The following is a 21,636-nucleotide window of genomic DNA, read 5'->3' as shown; positions in this document are numbered from 1 at the left end:
AGAAAAAGCTGGACCAACTTTTATATTGGAGGTCCAGCTTTTTTCTATTTATCTATTGATTTTATTTTGCAAATATTGTTTATACCTTCTAAGGGCAGCTTCACTTGTTAAATGAAATTGATGCATTACCTTCTCATCGCTTACGCCTAATGCTAGTTCTTTTAATATAGCAGCATTGCGAAAATTGACTGCAGAAATTTTACGCAAACCTGCTCTTTTTACTTCATCTTTAATCATTTCTTGAATAGCGCGGACAGACAGAGCTTTTGGTTTTTGTCGATCATAATCATATTGAAAAGAATAAGAAATATTGTTAAAAGCAACAAAGACGGGATCATTAGAATAATATTTTGGCCGCAAGACTTCCGGAATGGAAAAGTAGTATGCTCGTAATTTTGTCAGAATATCATTTGGAATGGTGAGAAGGAACCCAGATTCTTCTCTATGAAGAGTTAGTTCTCCTTGTGCAAAGTTCACATCTTTCATTTTAATACTGTGTATATCGAGAGGTGTCAGGCCAAAGGTTTTTAATAAAGTCACAATTGTCCAATTTCTTGCCAGCAGATAGTTTCGAGCCGATTTTTTAGTTCCTTCAAAATCCTTTGTCAGCAGGTTTTGCAATAATTTATTAGATTCTTCACTTGTAATAAAATCTTTTGTAGTTAGGGAACGCAATGGGGCAGCTTCAGCTAGTTTATGAATTTCATGGGCGCAAACACATTGGTGGTACATCAATAGTCGGCTAAGGACAGATGCAAGTCGGCGTATAGTTGCTTGTGACAGTTGCTTTTCCTTTAAATAATGAAAGTAAGCGCGAATATCATCAGCACCTAATGCCTTTATTGTTTCAAATTTAGTATTTTCCTTGTATGTAGAGAGCCAGCTGAAAAATTTCTTTAAATCAGATTCATATTGTTTTAATGTAAGTTTGCTTCGTCCAGATTGATTTAAGTTCTCCATATAATCAAGTGCATAATCAGGCAAGGTAATCATCATATATGTTCCATCCTTCTTATGAATTTTTTTCAAACTATCCGAAATGCAATAACCTCTCTTCTTATTTTGACATAGGTTAAAGAAGGAGAGAGAAAGGGGATTTTAAATTGATTAGAATTAAAGTTGGTGAGTCTGTCTACCAATATCATACTAAATTAGAGCAATATTTTTCAAAAATTAAGCATAATATCATTGGCAATAATTTAACCTTTTCTACACCTTATGGAACGCAACAGCTGCTATATGCGGATTGGACGGCAAGTGGCAGATTATATAAGACTATTGAAGAGAAGATCATCCATAAATTAGGACCGTATGTTGCTAATACACATACAGAGTCAAATATTACGGGTACTTATATGACTAAGGCATATAAGGAAGCAAAGCGAATCATCAAAAAACATGTTCATGCAGACGAAAATGACATTATTTTATTCGATGGATTTGGTATGACAGGGGTTGTTAATAAATTACAAAGAATAATAGGTTTAAAGAATGGCTGTGCCTGTGCGAAAAAAGAGAAAATCGCTGTAATATTTGTCACTCATATGGAACATCATTCTAATTATTTATCATGGTTGGAAACAAATGCAGATGTCATAATGATTAAGCCAAATGACAGTGGGGATGTCAGCATGGAACATTTAAAATCTCTGCTAGAGCAATATAAGGACATCCCATTAAAAATAGGGGCATTTACAGCATGCTCCAATGTTACTGGAAGGAAAACAAATTACCACGAGCTGGCAAAAATAATGCATAAGTATAAAGGCTATTGCTTTGTTGACTTTGCTGCATCAGCTCCTTATGTAGAAATGAATATGCATCCTGATGATAAAGAGGAACGATTAGATGCTATTTATTTTTCACCTCATAAATTTCTAGGTGGACCGGGAACGAGCGGAGTGCTAGTGATGTCAAAGAAGCTTATTTATTCCAGTATACCGGATCAGCCAGGAGGGGGAACCGTTGATTTTACGAATGAGTGGGGAGATATCCTTTACAAAAAAGAGGAGGAAGAACGAGAAGATGGGGGAACACCAGGATTTTTACAAGCGATTAAAATAGCATTATGTATACAACTAAAAGAAGAAATGGGAATAGAAAGAATAGCAGCTAGAGAGAAGGAATTAATTCAATTAGCTATGACAGAACTGAAGAAAATCAATAGAGTTCGAATACTAGAAAGCGAAAATGAAGATAGGTTAGGGATTATCTCGATTATTTGTGAAGATATTCATTATGATTTAGTTGTACTATTATTGAATGATCGCTTTGGTATACAAGTAAGGGGTGGCTGTTCGTGTGCTGGTCCATACGGACATTATTTACTACCAATTACAAAGGCATATTCAAAAGAAATAAGCAAAGAAATACAAGAAGGAAATTTCTCGCATAAACCAGGGTGGGTGCGAATATCCTTACATCCTACTATGAGTAACGCAGAAGTATATTATATAGTGGATGCTATTAAAAAGATTCTAAATTATCAAGATGAATGGAAAAAGGACTATGTAACAAAGCCGTTCTCTTGTGAATATCATTCAATAAGAAGAGATAAATTACAGATGAAGGATTTGTTTACGATATAAGTGACAGCAACGAACGACATACATTTACTTCACTCCCTTAATAAGGGAGTTTTTAGTAAGGGGATAAATAGTTTGAAAATTTCACAAAAAGAGTTTGACTACCAATATTTTCTTTTATATAATATGATTGATTAATCAATCATTTAAAAAATGAGGAATTCAAATGGCTAAACCAAGATCTGAACAAAAAAAAGAAGATATTTACCAAGCTGCTTTAAAGTTGTTTTCACATAACGGTTTTAGTAAAACAACCATTAAGGATATTGCTGCAGAAGCAGGTGTTAGTTTTGGAACGGTATTTACTTATTATGAAAATAAAGAAACTTTGTTTACAGAATGTGTAAATAGACCTCTCCAATTATTTAAGGAGATAATAAATGAAACCAAAAATGAACTTACTGATTTAACTGAAGAAAAACTTAAATATATCATTCGAAAACATCTGAATTTATTCATGGAGTCCGAAAAAGAACTTCGTATTGTGCAATATGTGATTGGGCAGCCAGATAGATTCGCTGAAATTCATGCATTAGATGAATTTGTTGAACTATTTTTAGTTTATATTCAAGAAATTGTTCATATAGGAATGGAAAAAGGCTTCTTGCCAAAAAGTAACTCCAAAGAGGTGGGGTATGGATATCTGGCTTTCCTAATGGGAGCTCGGTTAACCTATTCAGATCATGCGCATGCTATGTTTACAAGCACATTTACAAATCAAGCTTACCGTTTATTTGGTATGGAAGGGGAATATGCCGATGAAAACATTTAGCCAATTACATATTTCCCTTCGTATCCGCATGTATTTACAGTTTGTTACTTCTTTAACATCAAGTGCAATCATCCCTTATATATCTGTTTATTTTAGCTCACTAATCGGAACAACGGTAACAGGAGTAATTGTCATCATAGTCATTCTCTCTGGTATAGTTGGCGCATTAATCGGCGGCTACTTGGCAGATAGAATCGGGAGAAGAAAAATGATGATAATAGCAGAAGCGGGCATAGGAATAACCTATCTTTTTATTGCAGTCTTTAATTCACCACGGATTAATCTACCATATATAAGCGCAGGTTTATTTATGATTAATTTATTTTTTAATGGCATGTTTTTCCCTGCATCTACAGCAATGATTCATGATTTAGTATTGGCAGAGCAACGGAAATTTGTTTTTACAGCGATGTATTGGCTAGCAAATTTAGCAACCGCACTTGGTACTATCACAGGAGCATTTTTCTTTATTGACTATCATTTCTATTTCTTCCTATCAGTTGGTATTGTGTCACTTGGATCAAGCTTAGTTACCTATTTATTTATTAAAGAATCTCTTATGAAAAATAAATTTTTAAGGAGCGACAATAAATCTAAATTTACTATTTGGTCTAATTATCTTCATGTCTGGAAAGACCGGACTTTTATGATTTACTTACTTTCCTGCTTCCTTATCTTCTCTCTTGAGAGCCACTTAACAAATTATATTGCCATTCACTTAAGAGATACAATGCAAGATACTAACCTTTTTGGAATCCTTACTGTAAATGGTATCAATATGGTGGGGATTCTTCATGCGGAAAATACTATACTGGTAGTTTTTTGTGTAGGTATTGTTACATGGATGATGAAAAAAATATCGGACAATAAGCAATATTTTATAGGAATGTGTTTATTTGTGGTTAGTTATTGTATCCTAACCTATATCTCGTCACCATTATGGCTTATTATGATGATGCTGTTTATTTCAATAGGCGAATTGATGTATGTTCCGATTAATCAAAGCATCCTTGCAGATTTAGTGAATGAAAATTACCGCAGCTCTTATTTAGCTCTGAATGGATTGATTGGTCAAGGACAGATGATAGTAGCTGGCTTAGCAATTACGATAAGCACTCAAATTTCTGCCTTAACCATGTCTTTAGGATTATTCTCATTTGGGATATTAGGTTTGTTATTAATGGGTTATGTTGTTAAAAAGGAAACAAATTCTAAAAAACAAATGAACATAACCCAAACAGTTTAAAAATCTCATTATTGATGCTATAAACATTAACGTCTGAATTTTATTTATTTAAAGAAAACGCCTATTTATAATAAGAATCTATGTTATAATGAATGTAATTTGATAAAAAGCAAACCACAAGGGGAGCGTAATGCTGAGAGTGATCAATCGATCTGACCCTTCGAACCTGTTAGTTAATTCTAACGTAGGAATGTGGGAAGAGTTTATATAGTATAGCTATATTATTCATTTCGCGCGTTAGTTCTCCTTTTGGTCTGCAAAAAAAGGAGATTTTTTTATGAGAAATATGAAATTAGTTGTCATGATAGAAGTGGCAATCATGGCGGCCGTTGCACTTATCCTTGATTTATTACCTTCTATTCCAATATTTAATACTTCGATTTCTTTTGCCATGGTACCTATTTTTATCGTCGCATTTCGCTGGGGCTTTAAAGCTAGTGCAAGTGCAGGATTTTTATGGGGACTACTGCAAATAGTTTTTGATTTACAAGCTTTAACATTCTGGCAAGTAATTTTAGAATATTTAGTTGCATTTGCTTGTATTGGCTTTGCTGGATTATTTGCTTCCTCTATTCAAAAAGCGTTAAAAACGGAACAAAAAGGAATAGCGACTGGCTTAATAATATTAGCAGTGGTAGTTGGTGGGTTTACTCGCTATATTTGGCATTTCATTGCAGGTGTAACTATTTGGGCGAGCTATGCACCAAAAGGAATGTCACCATTTATCAACTCCTTGATTGTAAACGGCGGTTCCTACGTAGGAGCAACTATTTTATGTTCGATTATTCTAGTTCTTTTATTAGTTTCTGCTCCGCGCATTGTCCTTGATCGACCGGTAAATGGAGCTTCTAAAAATTAAAGAGTACAAAAGAAGGCGTTCCTTGAGGAGCGTCTTTTCTTATCATATGGTACAATATTCCAAAGGGGAAAATCATATTTTTTATAAGAAATGATTGCAATACACCAATAACTACTAAGATATTCAAAAATTAGAAAAGTAGGTGTGCGAAAATGATTAATTTAAAAAATGGGTTAGGTATTCAAATTCGTCCATATAAAGAGGACGATTTCCAATCAATTCATGAATTAAATAAACGAGAACAATGGACTAACTTAGTAGAGAAGAAAGAAGATACTAAGTCTGCCTGGAATCATTCGAATGCAGCCTATGTTGCCACTCTTAATGATCAATTAATAGGCTATATTAGAGGCATTATCGATCGATCGATTACTTTGTTTATTTGTGAGTTACTCATTGCTCCGGACTATAGAGGGATTGGTCTTGGGGAAAAACTCTTATACTATGTACATAGTAAATACCCCTCAACAAGAGTAGAAATGCTGGCTAGCAGTACTTCTAATACTTACTATGAAAGCAAAGGCTTCCGGTCATTTTATGGATTTAGGAAAACGTTCCTTGAGTATAATTAGTAAGGTATTTATGAGCGAATTAAGACGCACTTCCAGAAGTGAGAGGAGAGTTAGTAATGAACAATAAGAGTAATTTTATATTCATCCTTTTATTTTTATTTTTCCCATTAATATTTTTGATTAGTTCTTTCGGTTGGAGATATATCTTGCAACAGAAAGAGTTAATGGTAGTTGCAACAGACTGCTTTGCTATTTTAGGTATTTACTATGTGATTAGCAGTGTTTTCTTTTCTTTTACTTTTAAAAAGATAAATTTAAAAGATTTATAATAGAAAAGACATACGAGTTGAGAAATCGAAAAAAGAATAGAGGTATAGCTATTCCTTAAGAAAGGGAGCCATCTTTTCGTTTGGATGGTTCTTTTTTTTGTCGAATTCTGTGATAATATGAAACTATTATCATTCGAAAATCGTCTAGATTTTGAGAGAATCTGTTTTGCAAGGACTACTTCAAGGAGGTACAAATGACAGAAATAAAGTATTCATTTCAAAAAAAGCCAACAAAGAGAAAATTAATTGGCGGCATTATCATAGCGGCATTATTAGTCGTTATATCTTTCATTATGCTAATGTTCTACCCATTTGCCAATAAGGATAAGGTGGAGTATTTCAAAGGAAAAAATCCTGTATTATTAAATGGAGAACAAGTCGGCAATGCTATTATAGACAAGGGCACGGTTTATTTGCCTCTAAATATTTGGCAGGAAAAAATAGATGAAAGTATCACTTATGATGAGAATAGTAATTCCGTTATTGTCACGACTAAAGATAAGGTGATCCAATTTCCGTCTGATTCTGTTTCCTATTATGTAAATAATAAAAACACTAAACTTTCCTTTCATCCATTAAGAGATGAGAATGGAACAGTTTACTTGGCTTTAGATCCATTAGCGAGCTTTTATCCAATCCAATACTCTATAGTAGAGGATAACCATGTGGTGCTTTTAGAGGAAAATGGACAAGAAAGAGCAAGCGGAATATTTACTACGAAAAAAGTTAAAAACGATTTCACCAGATTGCGTTCGGAGGCTGCATTGCGATCTCCTTATACAGGGGAATTAGTACCTGGTGAGCATGTAACAATTGAAAAAGAAGTAGATGGTTTTTATTTTGTAAGAAAAGCGAATGGAATTGCCGGGTTTGTAAAAAAGAAATATGTAGATAAAGGGAAATCAGAGGTTGTTGAAGTTGAATTAGAACAGAAAGAACCTAAATTGAAGAAGATCAATGGGCCAATCCAATTAACATGGGAAGCTGTTTATTCTAGAAATCCAGATACTTCAAAGATATCAAAAATGCACGGTGTAAATGTTGTTTCCCCAACTTGGTTTAAACTGAAGGGAACTGACGGTAATGTCAGTAATTTAGGCTCAAAAGCTTATGTTGAGTGGGCGCATAAACAAGACTATCAAGTATGGGGATTATTTTCTAATGCTTTTGATCCGGATAAAACACACGAAGTATTCAAGGATTATCAAAAAAGGCAAACAGTGATTAGACAACTTTTAGTTTATAGCGAAATGTACGATTTAGATGGAATCAACATTGATATTGAAAATGTTCGGGAAGAAGATGGCAAATATATCACCCAATTTGTGAGAGAAGCTACACCTTATTTACATGATGCGGGTCTGACTGTATCAATGGATATAACGTTTATAGCTGGCGGGAATTATTCTGCATTCTTACAGCGAGACCATTTAGCCGAGATTGTCGATTATCTTGTTGTGATGGCATATGATGAGCATTGGGCAACAAGCCCGAATCCTGGAAGTGTGGCAAGTTTTCCATGGGTTGAAGCGAATTTAGAAACATTACTTGATATTGTTCCAAGTGATAAGCTTGTCCTCGGAGTACCATTATATGCTCGACTATGGGAAGAAAAAGAAAATGGAGAATTATCCTCTAAATCACTTTCGATGGAAAGTGTGGAGGAATGGTTAAAAGAACATAAAGTTACCCCTACCTATGATGAAGCGAGCGGTCAAAATTATGGGGAATATTATGATGAAAAAACGAAATCAACCTTTAAAATTTGGCTGGAAGATGAATTATCTTTAACAAAGAGAGCAGAATTAGTCGAAAAGTATAACTTAGCTGGACTTGCAAGTTGGTCGCGTACTTTTGCTAATGAAGCAGCATGGTCTGCTTTATCTTTAGAGAAAAAAGAACAATAAGTAATGCTTTAAAACCACTTTCCCATACAAAGGAAAGTGGTTTTTGCTATCATTTTATATTTTAAATAATTTAACTATCGTTTGTAACTCTTCAGCTAATTTCGCAAGAGATAAGGAAGAAGAAGAAATTTCCTCCATGGAAGCTAGTTGTTGCTGTGTTGCTGCTGATATATTCTGGGTTCTATTTGCAGATTCAATCGCAACATCGCTTACTTCATAAATCGTATGACTAATAATGTCTGTACCTTCTGTAAATTTAACTAAGGCATTCGATATTTCTTCGATTTGACCTACAACGTTCTTTACAGCTATCTCTATTTTTTGAAAAGAGCTTCCGGCAATCTGGACAATATCTAGTCCAGATTGTACTTCGTTAGAAGCTTTTTTCATTGTTTCAATGGTTTGCTCAGTATCCTTTTGGATCATATGGATTAACTTCGCAATATTTTCGGTAGAGGCCGTTGATTCTTCTGCAAGTTTTCTTACTTCGTCAGCAACAACGGCAAATCCTTTTCCGTGCTCACCAGCTCTAGCAGCTTCTATAGCGGCATTTAAAGCTAAAAGGTTTGTTTGGGCTGAAATTCCAGTAATAACATCCGTTATCTGGCCAATTTCCGCTGAACGTTCATTTAAAATACTTATTGCATCTGAAAGACTATTAACATTAGAATAAATCGAATTCATTTGCTTATTTACTTGTTGAATAGCTTTGTTACCTTCTGTCGACATATCAGATGCATGCTTTACGTTTTCAGACATTTTTTCCGTATGAGCAGCAATTGAATTTGTATGTTCCGAGATTGTTGTGATGACTTGGTTGCTTTCTTTTACTTTCATTACTTGTGTTTCAGATCCAGTTGCTAATTCTTGAATGGTTAGACTTATATGCTCACTTGCACTGCTATTTTGTTCTGCACTTGCACTAAGTTCTTCCGATGCGGACGCTACATGCTGCGAGGATTCCTGTACAGTACTAAATACATTGCGAAGTTTCTCCGTCATTCGGTTGAAAGAGGTAGTAAGTTCGCCGATTTCATCTTTTGATTGATAGGTTCCCTTTACCGTAAAGTCCCCTTGTTCTGCTTTAAATAATAAATCTTTTATTTGTTTTACTGGTCTTACAATCATACGACTGATAATAAGACTAATAAATAATAAAAGGATGAGAGCAGCAACGCTAATGATAAAGACAATAATAGTAACTGTTTGTACACTCTCTATGTTTTTTTTATAAGTAGCTTCTGCGGAGGAAGCCTTTAAGTTTTGAAGCGATGTCAGAGTGTCATTTACTTTGACTCTATATTCCTCGACATCTGTTGTGAAAATACGGTAAGCATCTTCATTTTTATTCTGTAAAGCAAGGGAAATTACATCTTTTCGCGCATCATTTAATTTTTGCATTTCTTCGTTATATACGGTAACTAGCTCTTTTTCCTCGGTTGTTATGTTGTCTTTTAAAAATTCAGACAATAGATGATCTGTTTCTTGAGATGTAGCTGTTAACTGATCATTTAATTCTTTGTTTTTGGCTGATTCAGTAGTAAGCAAGAGTTCTAAAGTGTAGCCGTTACTAGCTCTTGTGTTAATTCTCATCTGCATAAGATTGGATATTGGTATTAAACTTTTCTCATACATTTCTTGTGAATCTTTTGCCATATCCTTAATGTAGTGCAATCCCGTGTAGCCAATAGTTCCCAGAGAAAGGGCACTTACTAAAATAATGATAAAAAGCTTCCGAGTAATATTTAGATTTTTCAGTAGTTTCAAGCAGATTTCTCCTTTAAATTAAAATAATATTTACACTACTATATCGGCAAGGATATGGCAGTACATAAGTAATTTTTAAAAAATATTTTTGCAGCTGAATTTTTTCCTTTTTTTAAAAGAATCAAAAGAAAATGGATAGTACTATATATCAAATTTCGTTTTATCGAAGCATGCTGTTTTTAGAGCAACTATTTTTAAAAGGATAAGTGGAAGGAGCATTAATAATATTGTTGAAGTGTTTATATAAAACAATTGAAAGGGTCTCTCTGGGAGAGTTATGCTTACGGCGAGCAATTCTTAGAGCAAAAAGTGGGGAATTTAAGGGTCTCTATGAAAAATAACCCCTTACATTTATAAATTGTTTAGTTAGAGAATTTTATTGCCAAAAACTTTATGTAGGCATAAATCTATGCAAATAATGCAATTTTCTTTTGAAGTGTGGCAAAATTTGCTATTGTTAGAGTGTGTTCTATTATGCTTTCCATCGTTTTTTCTTCCCTCTTTGGGGAAATATACTAGAAATGAATTGGAATAGGAGCGATTTTAATGACAATTGAAAATCCAAGTCGAGAAGAGATTGGCAAAATTTTAAAAAAAGCGAAAAAAATTGCGGTAGTTGGTTTAAGCGATAATCCTTCTAGAACATCCTATATGGTTTCAGAGGCGATGCAAAAGGCAGGATATGAAATTATCCCCGTAAATCCAACGGTAGATGAAGTATTAGGTGTGAAAGCAGTTAAGCAATTAACAGATATCAAGGGACATGTTGATATTGTTAATGTGTTTAGAAGATCGGAATTCTTACCAGAGGTTGCAGCTGAGTTTGAAAAAATAGATGCAGATATATTTTGGGCTCAATTGGGACTTGTACATGAAGAAACATTTCATGATCTAACAGAAAAAGGCTATACGGTAATCATGGATCGCTGTATTAAAGTAGAGCACGCGATGACAAAATAGAAAAAGAAAAAGCAGAATGGTTGTCACTAATCATTCTGTTTTTTCTTTTGTAATAGAATAGCATTTATCCTAAAAAAACTGTTTGTTTGAGTGGATAAAACGATATCATTTTAAAAAAAATGAACGCGGTATTTATAAACTTATTCGTTTTTCCAAAGAATCTGTGTTAACATAATATAGATAAAAAGAGGAAATCCTCTTAAAAAAATCTTTTGCTTTTGCGATTATTGGTATAATATTGGTTTTGTCAGGAAAAAATCGAAAGATAAAATGGAAAATGAACGTGAAAAATGAGATTATGTGCTACAATACGATATAAGAACAAATGTTCTTTGTTGGACAGGTATCAACAACTGTTTATTAAAATTCGATAATTTGAAAAAAAGAAGGTTAGTAGAAAAGCCTTCTTTTAAACTCGTCTAATAAAAGTAGGGCTGTTTTAGAATTTTTGTTAACGATAGAAATTACAGCTTTATATAAGAAAGTGACAAAAATTCTTAACTGCCTAAAAAACAATTACCCGATAAATATTTTGGAACTTAGAGGATAATTCGTTTTTTAGACGAATACATAAACAATTGTTCGACATGATACATAGAAAGATACTATGTCGGATTTGTAGAAGTGAAAGGGGTATGTCAGTGGCAAAAGATCAGCAAGCATTCGAATATAATGATGATGCCATTCAGGTGTTAGAAGGTTTAGAAGCTGTCAGAAAACGTCCGGGAATGTATATCGGGAGTACAGATTCTAGAGGATTGCATCATCTTGTATATGAAATTGTAGATAACGCAGTCGATGAAGCACTGGCTGGATATGGAGATGCGATTATTGTAAAAATTCATCGTGACAATTCCATTAGTGTCAAAGATAGAGGACGTGGAATGCCGACTGGAATGCATAAGATTGGAAAGCCAACTCCTGAAGTTATCTTTACCATTCTTCATGCTGGAGGAAAATTTGGACAAGGCGGTTACAAAACTAGTGGCGGCTTACATGGTGTAGGTGCTTCTGTTGTTAACGCATTATCAGAATGGGTTGTTGTAAAGATCAAACGCGATGGTTTTATTTATGAACAACGTTTTGAAAACGGCGGAAAACCTGTCACCACACTAGAAAAAGTCGGGAAAACAAATCAAACTGGAACAACGATTCACTTTAAGCCAGATCCAGCGATATTTTCAACAACAACTTATAATTATGAAACGCTTTGTGAACGTTTAAGAGAATCTGCCTTTTTATTAAAAGGGCTAAGAATTGAAATTATCGATGAAAGAAATAATGAGCACGGTGTTTTCCATTATGAAAATGGAATAGAAGCTTTTGTTGAATATTTAAATGAAGAGAAAGATACCCTGCATCCAGTCGTAAGCCTTGAAGGCGAAAGTAACGGGATTGAAGTGGAATATGCTTTTCAATTCAATGATGGCTATTCAGAGAATGTTTTGTCCTTTGTTAATAATGTCCGCACAAAGGATGGCGGGACACATGAAGCTGGGGCCAAAACAGCCATGACACGTATGTTTAACGAATATGCGCGAAAAGTTAACCTTCTGAAAGAAAAGGATAAAAACTTGGATGGTTCGGATATCCGTGAAGGCTTATCTGCTATCGTTTCTGTACGTGTACCAGAAGATTTATTACAATTTGAAGGGCAAACAAAAGGAAAATTAGGGACCAGTGAGGCAAGATCAGCGGTGGATGCTGTTGTCTCTGAACACTTAGCCTATTTCTTTGAGGAAAATCCTGAAGTCAGCTCTCTTTTAATTAAGAAATCGATTAAAGCGGCACAAGCTAGAGAAGCTGCTCGAAAGGCAAGAGAAGAAGCAAGAAGTGGGAAAAAACGTAAGCGTGGAGAGGCAGTTCTTTCTGGTAAGCTAACTCCTGCTCAATCGAAAAACCCACAAAGAAATGAATTATATTTAGTGGAAGGAGATTCTGCTGGCGGTTCCGCAAAACAGGGGAGAGATCGTCGCTTTCAAGCTGTTCTTCCATTGCGCGGAAAAGTAATCAATACGGAAAAAGCAAAGCTTGCAGATATCTTTAAAAATGAAGAGATAAACACAATTATCCATGCAATTGGGGCTGGAGTGGGAGCCGACTTTAAAGTAGAGGATTCTAACTATGATAAAGTCATTATCATGACAGATGCTGATACAGATGGAGCACATATTCAAGTACTTCTATTAACGTTTTTTTATCGTTATATGAAACCTCTTGTGGAAGCAGGTAAGGTATATATCGCTTTACCGCCATTGTATAAGGTTAGTAAAGGTTCTGGAAAAAAAGAAGTCATTGAATACTCTTGGAGCGATGATGACTTGCAAGATACCATTAAAAAAGTGGGGAAAGGCTATATTTTGCAGAGATATAAAGGTCTTGGCGAGATGAATGCCGATCAACTTTGGGAAACAACAATGAATCCTGAAACAAGAACGTTAATACGAGTTAAGATAGATGATCTTGCTCGTGCTGAACGTCGTGTCACAACATTAATGGGTGATAAGGTGGAACCACGTAGAAAATGGATTGAATCAAATGTTGCATTCGGATTAGAAGAAGAAGGCAATATTCTCGAAAATGAAAATATTATGGTCACTGAGGAGGAGAGTCCATCATGAGTTCATTAGAGCAATACCGTGATTTACCTTTAGAGGATGTTCTCGGTGATCGTTTTGGACGGTATAGTAAATACATTATTCAAGAACGGGCATTACCGGATGCGAGAGATGGATTAAAGCCTGTTCAGCGTCGTATTCTTTATGCGATGCATGAAGAAGGAAATACACATGATAAACATTTCCGCAAATCAGCAAAAACAGTCGGGAATGTTATTGGTAATTACCATCCCCACGGCGATTCTTCTGTATATGACGCGATGGTAAGAATGAGTCAAGAATGGAAGGTTCGTAATGTCCTAATTGAAATGCACGGAAATAACGGGAGTATTGACGGGGATCCACCGGCGGCTATGCGTTACACAGAGGCTAGATTATCGGCTATTTCTGCAGAGTTACTTCGTGATATTGAAAAAAGAACTGTGGATTTCATTCCAAACTTTGATGATACATCCAATGAACCAACGGTGTTACCAGCGAAATTCCCGAATTTGTTAGTCAATGGTTCTACAGGTATCTCGGCTGGATATGCAACAGATATACCACCACATCACTTGGGAGAAGTTATCGATGGTGTGATTGAGCGTATGGATTCACCAAATTGTACGGTGGAAGACATTATGAAACATATTAAAGGTCCAGATTTCCCGACTGGTGGTATTATCCAAGGAGTAGAAGGCATTAAAAAGGCATATGAGACTGGTAAAGGGAAAATCATTGTTCGTGGAAAAACAGAAATTGAAACATTACGAGGCGGCAAGCAGCAAATTGTCATTACAGAGGTTCCTTATGAGCTAAATAAAAGCAATCTGGTGAAAAAGATTGATGAATTGCGTTTGGATCGTAAAGTAGAGGGAATCGCAGAAGTAAGAGATGAAACGGATCGTACAGGATTGCGAATTGTAATCGAGTTGAAAAAAGAAGTCGATGCAAACGGAATTCTAAATTTCTTATTTAAAAATACCGATCTACAGATTACTTACAGCTTTAATATGGTAGCCATTCATAATAAACGTCCAAAATTAATGGGAATTATCGCTTTACTTGATGCTTATATCGAGCATCAAAAAGAAACGATTAAACGACGTACTGAATTCGACTTGCAAAAAGCTAAAGATCGCGAGCATATTGTGGATGGATTAATAAAAGCATTATCTATTCTTGATGAGGTTATAGCAACGATCCGCGCATCAAAGGATAAACGAGATGCGAAAAATAACTTGATGGCTGCTTTTCAATTTACTGAGCCTCAAGCAGAAGCAATTGTGTCTTTACAGTTATACCGCTTAACCAATACAGATATAACGGCATTAGAAGCAGAGGCGGCAGAGTTGGCCCAAAAAATTGAAGAGTGGACGGCAATCCTAGCAAGTGAAAAGAAATTGCTATCGGTTATCAAAAAAGAACTTAAAGATGTAAAAAAACGCTTTGTTAGTGAAAGACGTACATTAATACAAGATGAAATTGAAGAAATTAAAATCAATCTTGAAGTCTTAATCGCGAGTGAAGATGTAATTGTCACTGTAACGAAAGATGGATATATTAAGCGCACAAGCCAGCGTTCATATGCAGCAAGCAATGGCCAAGATTTTGGTATGAAAGATACAGATCGAATACTTGCCAAAATAGATGTAAACACAACCGAAGTCTTGTTATTGTTTACAGACAAAGGCAATTATCTCTATTTACCGGTACACGAGTTGCCAGATATACGCTGGAAGGATCTAGGTCAGCATATTTCCAATATCATACCAATTGACCGAGATGAATCGATTATTAAGGCAATGCCTATAAAGGACTTTGAACAAAATCAATATCTGCTTTTCTTTACAAAAAATGGTATGGCGAAGAAAACAGAGTTGATTAACTATAAAGCACAGCGTTACTCTAAACCATTAGTTGCTATTAACCTAAAAGGAGACGACGAAGTAGTAGATGTTTTCCTAACAAACGGTAAACAAGAAGTTTTAATAGCAACTCATATAGGTTATGCCTTACGATTCCATGAGGAAGAAATCAATATTGTTGGTGCAAGAGCAGCTGGTGTCAAAGGTATTAATCTTAAAGACAATGATTATGTTGTTGCTGGTAAAGTTATAACAAATCCTCTGCAGGAAAGCGTCGTAATTGTTACGCAACGTGGTTCCATAAAAAAAATGAAACTCACTGAATTTGAGTTTTCTGGAAGAGCAAAACGAGGCTTGATTATGCTTCGAGAATTAAAAGCAAATCCTCACCGTATTGTTGGGATGACAATAGCAGGGGCACAAGATATCATTTATCTTCAAACCGAGAAAGGCGATATTGAATCGCTGAAAACGGCAGATCTTCGCTTTAATGATCGCTATTCCAATGGATCCTTTGTTATCGATGAAACAGAGGCAGGTAAAATTGTTGAATTATGGGAAGAAAAAATTACCGATGAGCAAGTATAAATAATATTAGTTTAAGAGGTTCCCGATTCGTAAGGTCAATTGCGAATTGGGAACCTCTTTTAATTAGAATGAAATTGTTTTGGATATAGGGAAGGTAAAGCGATGAAAACCACTTTGGAAGAGAATGTCGAAGAAAAAGGTGTTCATCGAGTGAATGAAAACCACTTTGAAGGAGAACGCAGGAGAAAATAGCGTTCATCGAGTGAATGAAAGCAACTTTGAAGGAGAACGCAGAAGAAAATAGCGTTCATGAAGAAAATGAAAACCACTTTGCACCAGAACGTAGGAGAAAATAGCGTTCATCGAGTGAATGAAAACCACTTTGAAGGAGAACGCAGAAGAAAATAGCGTTCATCGAGTGAATGAAAACCACTTTGAAGGAGAACGCAGGAGAAAATAGCGTTCATCGAGTGAATGAAAGCAACTTTGGAAGAGAATGCAGGAAAAAATAGTGTTCATGAAGAAAATGAAAACCACTTTGCAGTAGAGCGCAGGAGAAAATAGCGTTCATCAAACAAATGAATACTACTTTTTATAATACCACTGAAAAAGGCAGTCTTTATCCGAGCAAACCCCGCTTTTTTAAATACGAAAATCATAAACAATGGAGTTCATTTACCTTCTAATAATGCCAGTTTACTTTATGCAAAACCTCCAATTAAAATTTCTTTTCCTTTCTTACATGATTTTACCAAAAAAGGACATCCTAAAAGTAATAAGACATAGGGAGGTTTTAGCATGAGAAGGGAAATGCTTGTGGCTTTATGTGCTTTCTTTTTGATGACTTTAACTGCTATTACTGGTGTATATGCAATGGAGAAAGAAGATAAAACAAACAAATTAATTTTGGAAGAAAAAATCGATATAACAAATGATGAACAGGAAGAAACCGTGCAATTAAAAGGAGATGCATCCGATCAGCCTGAAAATAGCAATTTCTTTAAGGAATTTTTTTTAAAGGTAACGAAAGGAAAAGATAAGAGCGCCACTCTAACAGTGGAAGGTGGATTTGATCCTGTATTACATATAATCGATATAAATGATGATCATCAAAAAGAAATATTACTTACTGTTTCTGCGAATGAAAGAGGGTCAGAAAAAAACTTTTATTTCTTTCAACTACAAGGCAATCATTTAATAGAATTGCAAAAACCAGAGCTGGCATCGGTTGAAAGTCAGTTTAAAGATGCCTATAAAGCGGAAATAAAAATAAATAATGAAAAAACATATATATTCGATTTATATGATCGGAGAAATCATTATGAGAAACTTGGTCTTTATCATAAAGCAAGATTAAATGAACCAACTGAATTAATTTTATCCCCCTTTTCCGAATTAAAAGTAACAAGATTCAACAATCAAACGGCGATGAAAGGGAAACAAAGAATTAGTGGGCTGGCAACAGTTGATACGATTGGTTACTTGGAAACTTGGTGGATATGGAAAAAGGAAGAATGGATATTAGAAAAAGTAAAAGTGAAGGAAATTAGTTATAAAGGATCGCAACACCATTAAAAAAAGAGATTCTTCATTTTAAGGAGAAATAAGTAGTATAATGAAAGTACTTATTTCTTTTATGAAAGGATCGCATTTATGTCATTACTTTTCTTATGTTTGAGTGCTGTATTTGGGGGATGGTTGTTTCAAGTATGCCAGCTTCCTCTGTCTTGGCTGCTTGGCCCCATGTTCAGTACCATCCTTTATGTTCGACTTGCCAAAAATTCTCCGAATTTACCTTTCTCCTTTCGAGATATCGGACTCCTTGTTATTGGCTACCTCATTGGAAGGCAATTTACCAATCAGACACTTATTGAAATGGGAACCCACCTCCCCTCCATGCTTTTGATGACGGTTGTTATGCTTGCCTTTAGTTTCCTTCTTGCCTTTACAACTTCAAAATTAACGCATAGTAATTTAAAATCAACTGTTGCCGGTAGTATCCCAGGAGGACTATCTCAAATGGTGGCGATTAGTTCAGAAATAAAAGGAATTGATCTCACTGTCGTTACAGTTATTCAAATAAGTAGAATTTTATCTGTCATGATTCTTGTTCCACTCCTCGTATATAGTCCTATTTTGTATGGCAATCAAGCAGTTGCAGCAGTAACAACCACTAGCGGAAGCCCGAGCTATCATTGGATGATTTTCCTAATCTTATTCTTTTGCTCTCTAATTGCAAGCAAAGTGAAAAAGTGGAAGTTTCCAGCGCCGTTTATGATTGGTCCAATGATTTTTGTTGCAACCATATCGATTGCTGGGATGGATGTACCCGAAATTCCGACTTCTCTTGCATGTGTGGCACAAACATTGATTGGAATTGATCTTGGTTTACAAATTAAATTTGGTAATATCGAAAACAAAGCAAGGTTTTTAAGTGTTGTTACAGTAACTTCTGCCTTACTAGTCCTTTTTTCTTTAGTACTTGGCTATATTTTAGTAAGAGTAGATCAGGATATTTCATTATTGACTGCTTTTATTGGATTAGCTCCAGGAGGAATGGCGGAAATGGCCGTACTGGGGCAATCCGTTCATGCTAACTTGCCGATTATCACAACGTACCAGTTATTTCGATTGTTGTTTATCTTATTTTGTGTCCCAATTATTATGAAATGGGGTTTTCAGCGTGTAGAAAAAAGATTAGCAGAGCGAAAAGGTTAATTTCAATAGGATTAATTTGTGCAACAATCTAATTGCTACTTTTAAGTTTTATTTCCGAAAAGAAAAAGACGAATCATTCCAATTAGTATAAAATAGGATAGAAGCAAGTGGTTTGAATATTCTTACAGGAAGGAGGGAGAAAAAATACCGCTTTTAATTTGCTTTGGAGATAGTATTACTGCAGGGAGAGAAACTAGAAATGAACCTGTTTTGACAGCCATGCTGGCAGATAAAATCGATCATTATGAAATAATCAATGCAGGAATAAATGGGAATAACACAGTTGATGCATTAAAAAGAATACAAGCAGATGTTATCCAGAAGCAGCCTGATTTAGTAACGATTCTATTTGGTGCAAATGATGCAGCCTTTCATAAGATGATTGACTTACCCACCTATCGAAAAAATATGAAGAGAATCGTCCAATTGATTGGTCCAGACAAGGCTATTCTGATTACGCCAGCTCCAGTCGATGAAACGTTGCAGTTTGCAAGGACAAATGAGGTTTTAGCTAGGTATGCAAATGCAGTTAAGGAAGTTGCTAATGAAACAGGAGCAAACTTTATTGATTTTTATACTGAAATGCTCTCTTTAAAAGATTATCAGAAGAAACTAAAAGGTATACATAATGATGGTCTTCATTTTGGGGAAGCAGGTTATGCTATTTTAGTAGATTTGCTTGTGAAAAAAATAGATAAAATTTGGTAGGTGGAGATATGGCATATACAGGTTCTTCTGTATACGATCAGGAACAGTTCTTTGAAAATTATCGGGCTAGAAGAAATCGAGAAACAAGCCCCAATAATAGTATAGAAAGCCCTATTTTATCTGAATTATTAGGGAAAATAGACGGTAAGTCTATCCTTGATTTAGGTTGTGGAGATGCAAGTTTTGGTATAGAACTTTTAGAAAAAGGTGCAGCAAGTTATACAGGAATAGAAGGTTCGAAGAGAATGTTTGACGAAGCTTCCCATATTTTAAATGGCACAACTGCTTCTGTGTATCATTCTACACTAGAGGATTGGAAATTTAGCAATAGCAAAATGGATATCGTTGTCTCAAGGCTAGTATTTCACTATATTAAAGACTTACAGCCAATTTTTCAGGGTGTATATGATCAGTTGAATGATAATGGTAAGTTTATCTTTAGTGTGCAACATCCTCTATGCCTTTCTACATTTGACAGTTCCGTTTCCTCGAAAAAAAGAACGAATTGGATTGTCGATGATTATTTTTCTATAGGAGAAAGAATAGAGCGATGGATAGATGAGGAAGTAGTAAAATATCATCGCACGATTGAGGAGTATTTTCGGCTGTTAAAAGAAGCAGGCTTTAAAATAACCGATTTACGAGAAGGAATGCCGAAACGAGAAAATTTTTTGCGTAAAGAAGAATATGAAAGACGAATGAGGATTCCGCTTTTCTTGATAGTATCTTGCGAAAAATAAAGCAAAGGAAGGGAGTTTCAAATGAAGAAGGAATTGAGACTGTATTTTATCAGACATGGAGAGACTCAATATAATATCGAAAAGAGAATGCAAGGGTTTTGTGATTCTCCTTTAACAGAAAATGGGATATTACAAGCAAGGTCAGTTGGTGCTGGTTTAACAGATATACCTTTTGAGGCTGCTTATGCCAGTGATAGTCAGAGAGTGTTAGATACGGCAAAATTTGCTATTGGTAATAGAAATATTCAACTAACAAAAGATGCAAGATTAAAAGAAATGAATTTTGGAGTGTTGGAAGCAATGCTGCAGACAGACATTATCGCACAGCATGGAGATATAGTGGAAAGACTCTTCTCCTTTACAGATATGGAAAGCAAAGTTCAAGATGGAGAATCCTTTACTGAATTATTAACGCGAACAAGAACGGCTGTTGACGATATTATTGCTAAGCATAAAGATACAGGCGGCAATATTTTGGTTTTCTCTCATGGTGTTACGATTGGATTTTTCATTAAATCTCTGCTAAATATGGCTGATTACCCACACCATGATAATTGCTGTGTTTCTGTAATTAATGTAAAAGATGGTGTATTAATGGTCGAAAAAGTAGCAGATCCTTCGTTTCGTGATAATGGAAAGCTATCTTTATCTTTAAGTATAGATTAGATATTTCCCCCAATACTTATGTGAAAACTTATATAAAGGAGGGGGGAATAGTGAAAGCTACTCCTAATAAGATTCATATCATTGGTTCTGTAGCTAGTGGAAAAACGACATTAGCAAAAGATTTATCAATGAAATTACAAATTCCCTATTATGAATTAGATAATGTTGTTTGGAAGCGATCAGATCGTGGAGATATTAGAAGATCGGAAGAAGAGAGAAAAGCAAATTTACAATCCATAACCCAAACAGATAGATGGATTGTAGAAGGTGTGCATAGTGAGGAATGGGTACGTGGCAGCTTCCAACAAGCAGATGTCATTGTTTTTTTGGACACCAATTATTCTAAACGTACCTATCGTATAATAAAACGATACGTTAAACAGAAGCTTGGTCAAGAAAAGGCCCATTACCAGCCAAACTTAACGATTTTCTTTAAAATGTTTAAATGGAATAAGCATTTCGAGCAAGTAGGTAAACCTTCTTTCTTTCATACATACAAACAAGTATCAGAACAAAATTTTTGTGATAAAAAATGAAAATGAATTATCGGACCTATTTAAAAATAACGATTGACATTTTTTGAAGTTTTTCCTAAAATGACAGAAAGTTTCAATTAGTTCCATAAGATAAACACGATGATTAGGAGTATTAAGAAGTAAGTATGCTAGAGAGAGCTGTCGTTTGGTGAAAGATAGCGCATATCACTTCCCAACTCGCCTAGGAGTGGTTAGGTAGAAATGTATATCTAGACGGTTGGCTCTCGTCATTGAGCTTAAGAAGGTTCGTTTTCTAACGAATGAAGAAGAGTGGTACCACGATAAATCCTATCGTCTCTTTTAAGAGACAATAGGATTTTTTTATACTATTTTAGGGG

General features: G+C 35.1%; 18 protein-coding genes, 1 riboswitch and 1 other annotated feature. Of the genes, 16 read left to right on the top strand and 2 right to left on the bottom strand.

Annotated features, from left to right (window positions below; all coding sequences use genetic code 11):
• Positions 1-48 precede the first annotated feature (48 nt).
• Positions 49-1,029 carry a site-specific integrase gene (locus NX902_RS13010; RefSeq protein WP_164463836.1) on the bottom strand — a complete coding sequence of 327 codons (981 nt, stop codon included), beginning with the start codon at positions 1,027-1,029 and terminating at the stop codon, positions 49-51.
• A gap of 74 nt (positions 1,030-1,103) precedes the next feature.
• Between NX902_RS13010 and NX902_RS13005 the strand changes: the two genes are divergently transcribed.
• The 7 genes from NX902_RS13005 (at position 1,104) to NX902_RS12975 (ending at position 8,210) form a co-directional block, all read left to right on the top strand.
• Entirely contained in the window at positions 1,104-2,588 is a 1,485-nt protein-coding gene (locus NX902_RS13005; protein WP_095328881.1) for an aminotransferase class V-fold PLP-dependent enzyme, read from the top strand.
• Between the two features lie 163 nt (positions 2,589-2,751).
• Positions 2,752-3,357 carry a TetR/AcrR family transcriptional regulator gene (locus NX902_RS13000; protein ID WP_095328880.1) on the top strand — a complete coding sequence of 202 codons (606 nt, stop codon included), beginning with the start codon at positions 2,752-2,754 and terminating at the stop codon, positions 3,355-3,357.
• Complete coding sequence (locus NX902_RS12995; protein WP_341160761.1) at positions 3,344-4,603, top strand: MFS transporter; 1,260 nt, start codon at positions 3,344-3,346, stop codon at positions 4,601-4,603. The genes NX902_RS13000 and NX902_RS12995 overlap by 14 nt, the downstream gene beginning before the upstream one ends.
• Positions 4,604-4,712: 109 nt before the next feature.
• Positions 4,713-4,811, top strand: a riboswitch (TPP riboswitch).
• A 69-nt stretch (positions 4,812-4,880) separates the two neighbouring features.
• Positions 4,881-5,462 carry an energy-coupled thiamine transporter ThiT gene (thiT, locus tag NX902_RS12990; protein WP_095328878.1) on the top strand — a complete coding sequence of 194 codons (582 nt, stop codon included), beginning with the start codon at positions 4,881-4,883 and terminating at the stop codon, positions 5,460-5,462.
• Positions 5,463-5,614: 152 nt separating this feature from the next.
• A complete protein-coding gene (locus NX902_RS12985) occupies positions 5,615-6,034 on the top strand; it encodes a GNAT family N-acetyltransferase (protein WP_341160760.1) in 420 nt (139 codons plus the stop codon).
• A gap of 146 nt (positions 6,035-6,180) precedes the next feature.
• Entirely contained in the window at positions 6,181-6,303 is a 123-nt protein-coding gene (locus tag NX902_RS12980) for a hypothetical protein (RefSeq protein WP_268926805.1), read from the top strand.
• Positions 6,304-6,497: 194 nt separating this feature from the next.
• Positions 6,498-8,210, top strand: a complete 1,713-nt coding sequence (locus tag NX902_RS12975) for a glycosyl hydrolase family 18 protein (protein ID WP_095328875.1) — start codon at positions 6,498-6,500, stop codon at positions 8,208-8,210.
• Positions 8,211-8,264: 54 nt separating this feature from the next.
• On the opposite strand, the gene NX902_RS12970 is transcribed toward NX902_RS12975, so the two are convergent.
• Positions 8,265-9,977: a methyl-accepting chemotaxis protein gene (locus NX902_RS12970; RefSeq protein WP_172859341.1), complete on the bottom strand. Its 1,713-nt coding sequence runs from the start codon at positions 9,975-9,977 to the stop codon at positions 8,265-8,267.
• A gap of 546 nt (positions 9,978-10,523) precedes the next feature.
• On the opposite strand from NX902_RS12970, the gene NX902_RS12965 reads away from it, so the two are divergent.
• The 9 genes from NX902_RS12965 (at position 10,524) to NX902_RS12925 (ending at position 21,298) form a co-directional block, all read left to right on the top strand.
• A complete protein-coding gene (locus NX902_RS12965) occupies positions 10,524-10,937 on the top strand; it encodes a CoA-binding protein (protein ID WP_095328873.1) in 414 nt (137 codons plus the stop codon).
• A 641-nt stretch (positions 10,938-11,578) separates the two neighbouring features.
• Positions 11,579-13,558: a DNA topoisomerase IV subunit B gene (gene parE / locus NX902_RS12960; RefSeq protein WP_095328872.1), complete on the top strand. Its 1,980-nt coding sequence runs from the start codon at positions 11,579-11,581 to the stop codon at positions 13,556-13,558.
• Positions 13,555-15,990 carry a DNA topoisomerase IV subunit A gene (gene parC / locus NX902_RS12955; protein WP_095328871.1) on the top strand — a complete coding sequence of 812 codons (2,436 nt, stop codon included), beginning with the start codon at positions 13,555-13,557 and terminating at the stop codon, positions 15,988-15,990. Before parE ends, parC begins: the two co-directional genes overlap by 4 nt.
• A gap of 738 nt (positions 15,991-16,728) precedes the next feature.
• Positions 16,729-17,505 (top strand): hypothetical protein, encoded by a 777-nt coding sequence (locus NX902_RS12950; protein WP_095328870.1) that lies wholly within the window; start codon positions 16,729-16,731, stop codon positions 17,503-17,505.
• A 78-nt stretch (positions 17,506-17,583) separates the two neighbouring features.
• The gene (locus NX902_RS12945) at positions 17,584-18,648 is read left to right on the top strand and encodes an AbrB family transcriptional regulator (protein ID WP_095328869.1); all 1,065 of its coding nucleotides are present in this window, start codon (positions 17,584-17,586) and stop codon (positions 18,646-18,648) included.
• Between the two features lie 144 nt (positions 18,649-18,792).
• Positions 18,793-19,356: an SGNH/GDSL hydrolase family protein gene (locus NX902_RS12940; protein ID WP_095328868.1), complete on the top strand. Its 564-nt coding sequence runs from the start codon at positions 18,793-18,795 to the stop codon at positions 19,354-19,356.
• 8 nt (positions 19,357-19,364) lie between these two features.
• Positions 19,365-20,096, top strand: coding sequence for a class I SAM-dependent DNA methyltransferase (locus NX902_RS12935; protein WP_095328867.1), 732 nt, complete (start codon positions 19,365-19,367; stop codon positions 20,094-20,096).
• Between the two features lie 21 nt (positions 20,097-20,117).
• A complete protein-coding gene (locus tag NX902_RS12930) occupies positions 20,118-20,762 on the top strand; it encodes a histidine phosphatase family protein (RefSeq protein ID WP_163186830.1) in 645 nt (214 codons plus the stop codon).
• A 50-nt stretch (positions 20,763-20,812) separates the two neighbouring features.
• The gene (locus tag NX902_RS12925) at positions 20,813-21,298 is read left to right on the top strand and encodes a DNA topology modulation protein FlaR (protein WP_341160759.1); all 486 of its coding nucleotides are present in this window, start codon (positions 20,813-20,815) and stop codon (positions 21,296-21,298) included.
• Positions 21,299-21,388: 90 nt separating this feature from the next.
• Positions 21,389-21,600: a binding site (T-box leader), on the top strand.
• The last annotated feature ends 36 nt before the right edge of the window (positions 21,601-21,636 follow it).

The organism is Niallia sp. FSL W8-0954 (assembly GCF_038005605.1).
In the GTDB taxonomy this organism is placed as follows: Bacteria; Bacillota; Bacilli; order Bacillales; family Cytobacillaceae; genus Niallia; species Niallia circulans_A.
Note: the sequence above shows the minus strand (reverse complement) of the source record. Positions and strands in the feature narration are given on the sequence as shown.

Bases quoted from the DNA above. Each gene is read 5' to 3' on its own strand.
- thiT (WP_095328878.1), top strand. From the start codon at position 4,881: ATGAGAAATATGAAATTAGTTGTCATGATAGAAGTGGCAATCATGGCG.
- NX902_RS12945 (WP_095328869.1), top strand. From the start codon at position 17,584: ATGTCATTACTTTTCTTATGTTTGAGTGCTGTATTTGGGGGATGGTTG.
- NX902_RS12950 (WP_095328870.1), top strand. From the start codon at position 16,729: ATGAGAAGGGAAATGCTTGTGGCTTTATGTGCTTTCTTTTTGATGACT.
- NX902_RS12975 (WP_095328875.1), top strand. From the start codon at position 6,498: ATGACAGAAATAAAGTATTCATTTCAAAAAAAGCCAACAAAGAGAAAA.
- NX902_RS12935 (WP_095328867.1), top strand. From the start codon at position 19,365: ATGGCATATACAGGTTCTTCTGTATACGATCAGGAACAGTTCTTTGAA.
- NX902_RS13000 (WP_095328880.1), top strand. From the start codon at position 2,752: ATGGCTAAACCAAGATCTGAACAAAAAAAAGAAGATATTTACCAAGCT.
- NX902_RS12965 (WP_095328873.1), top strand. From the start codon at position 10,524: ATGACAATTGAAAATCCAAGTCGAGAAGAGATTGGCAAAATTTTAAAA.
- NX902_RS12985 (WP_341160760.1), top strand. From the start codon at position 5,615: ATGATTAATTTAAAAAATGGGTTAGGTATTCAAATTCGTCCATATAAA.
- NX902_RS12930 (WP_163186830.1), top strand. From the start codon at position 20,118: ATGAAGAAGGAATTGAGACTGTATTTTATCAGACATGGAGAGACTCAA.
- NX902_RS12995 (WP_341160761.1), top strand. From the start codon at position 3,344: ATGAAAACATTTAGCCAATTACATATTTCCCTTCGTATCCGCATGTAT.
- parC (WP_095328871.1), top strand. From the start codon at position 13,555: ATGAGTTCATTAGAGCAATACCGTGATTTACCTTTAGAGGATGTTCTC.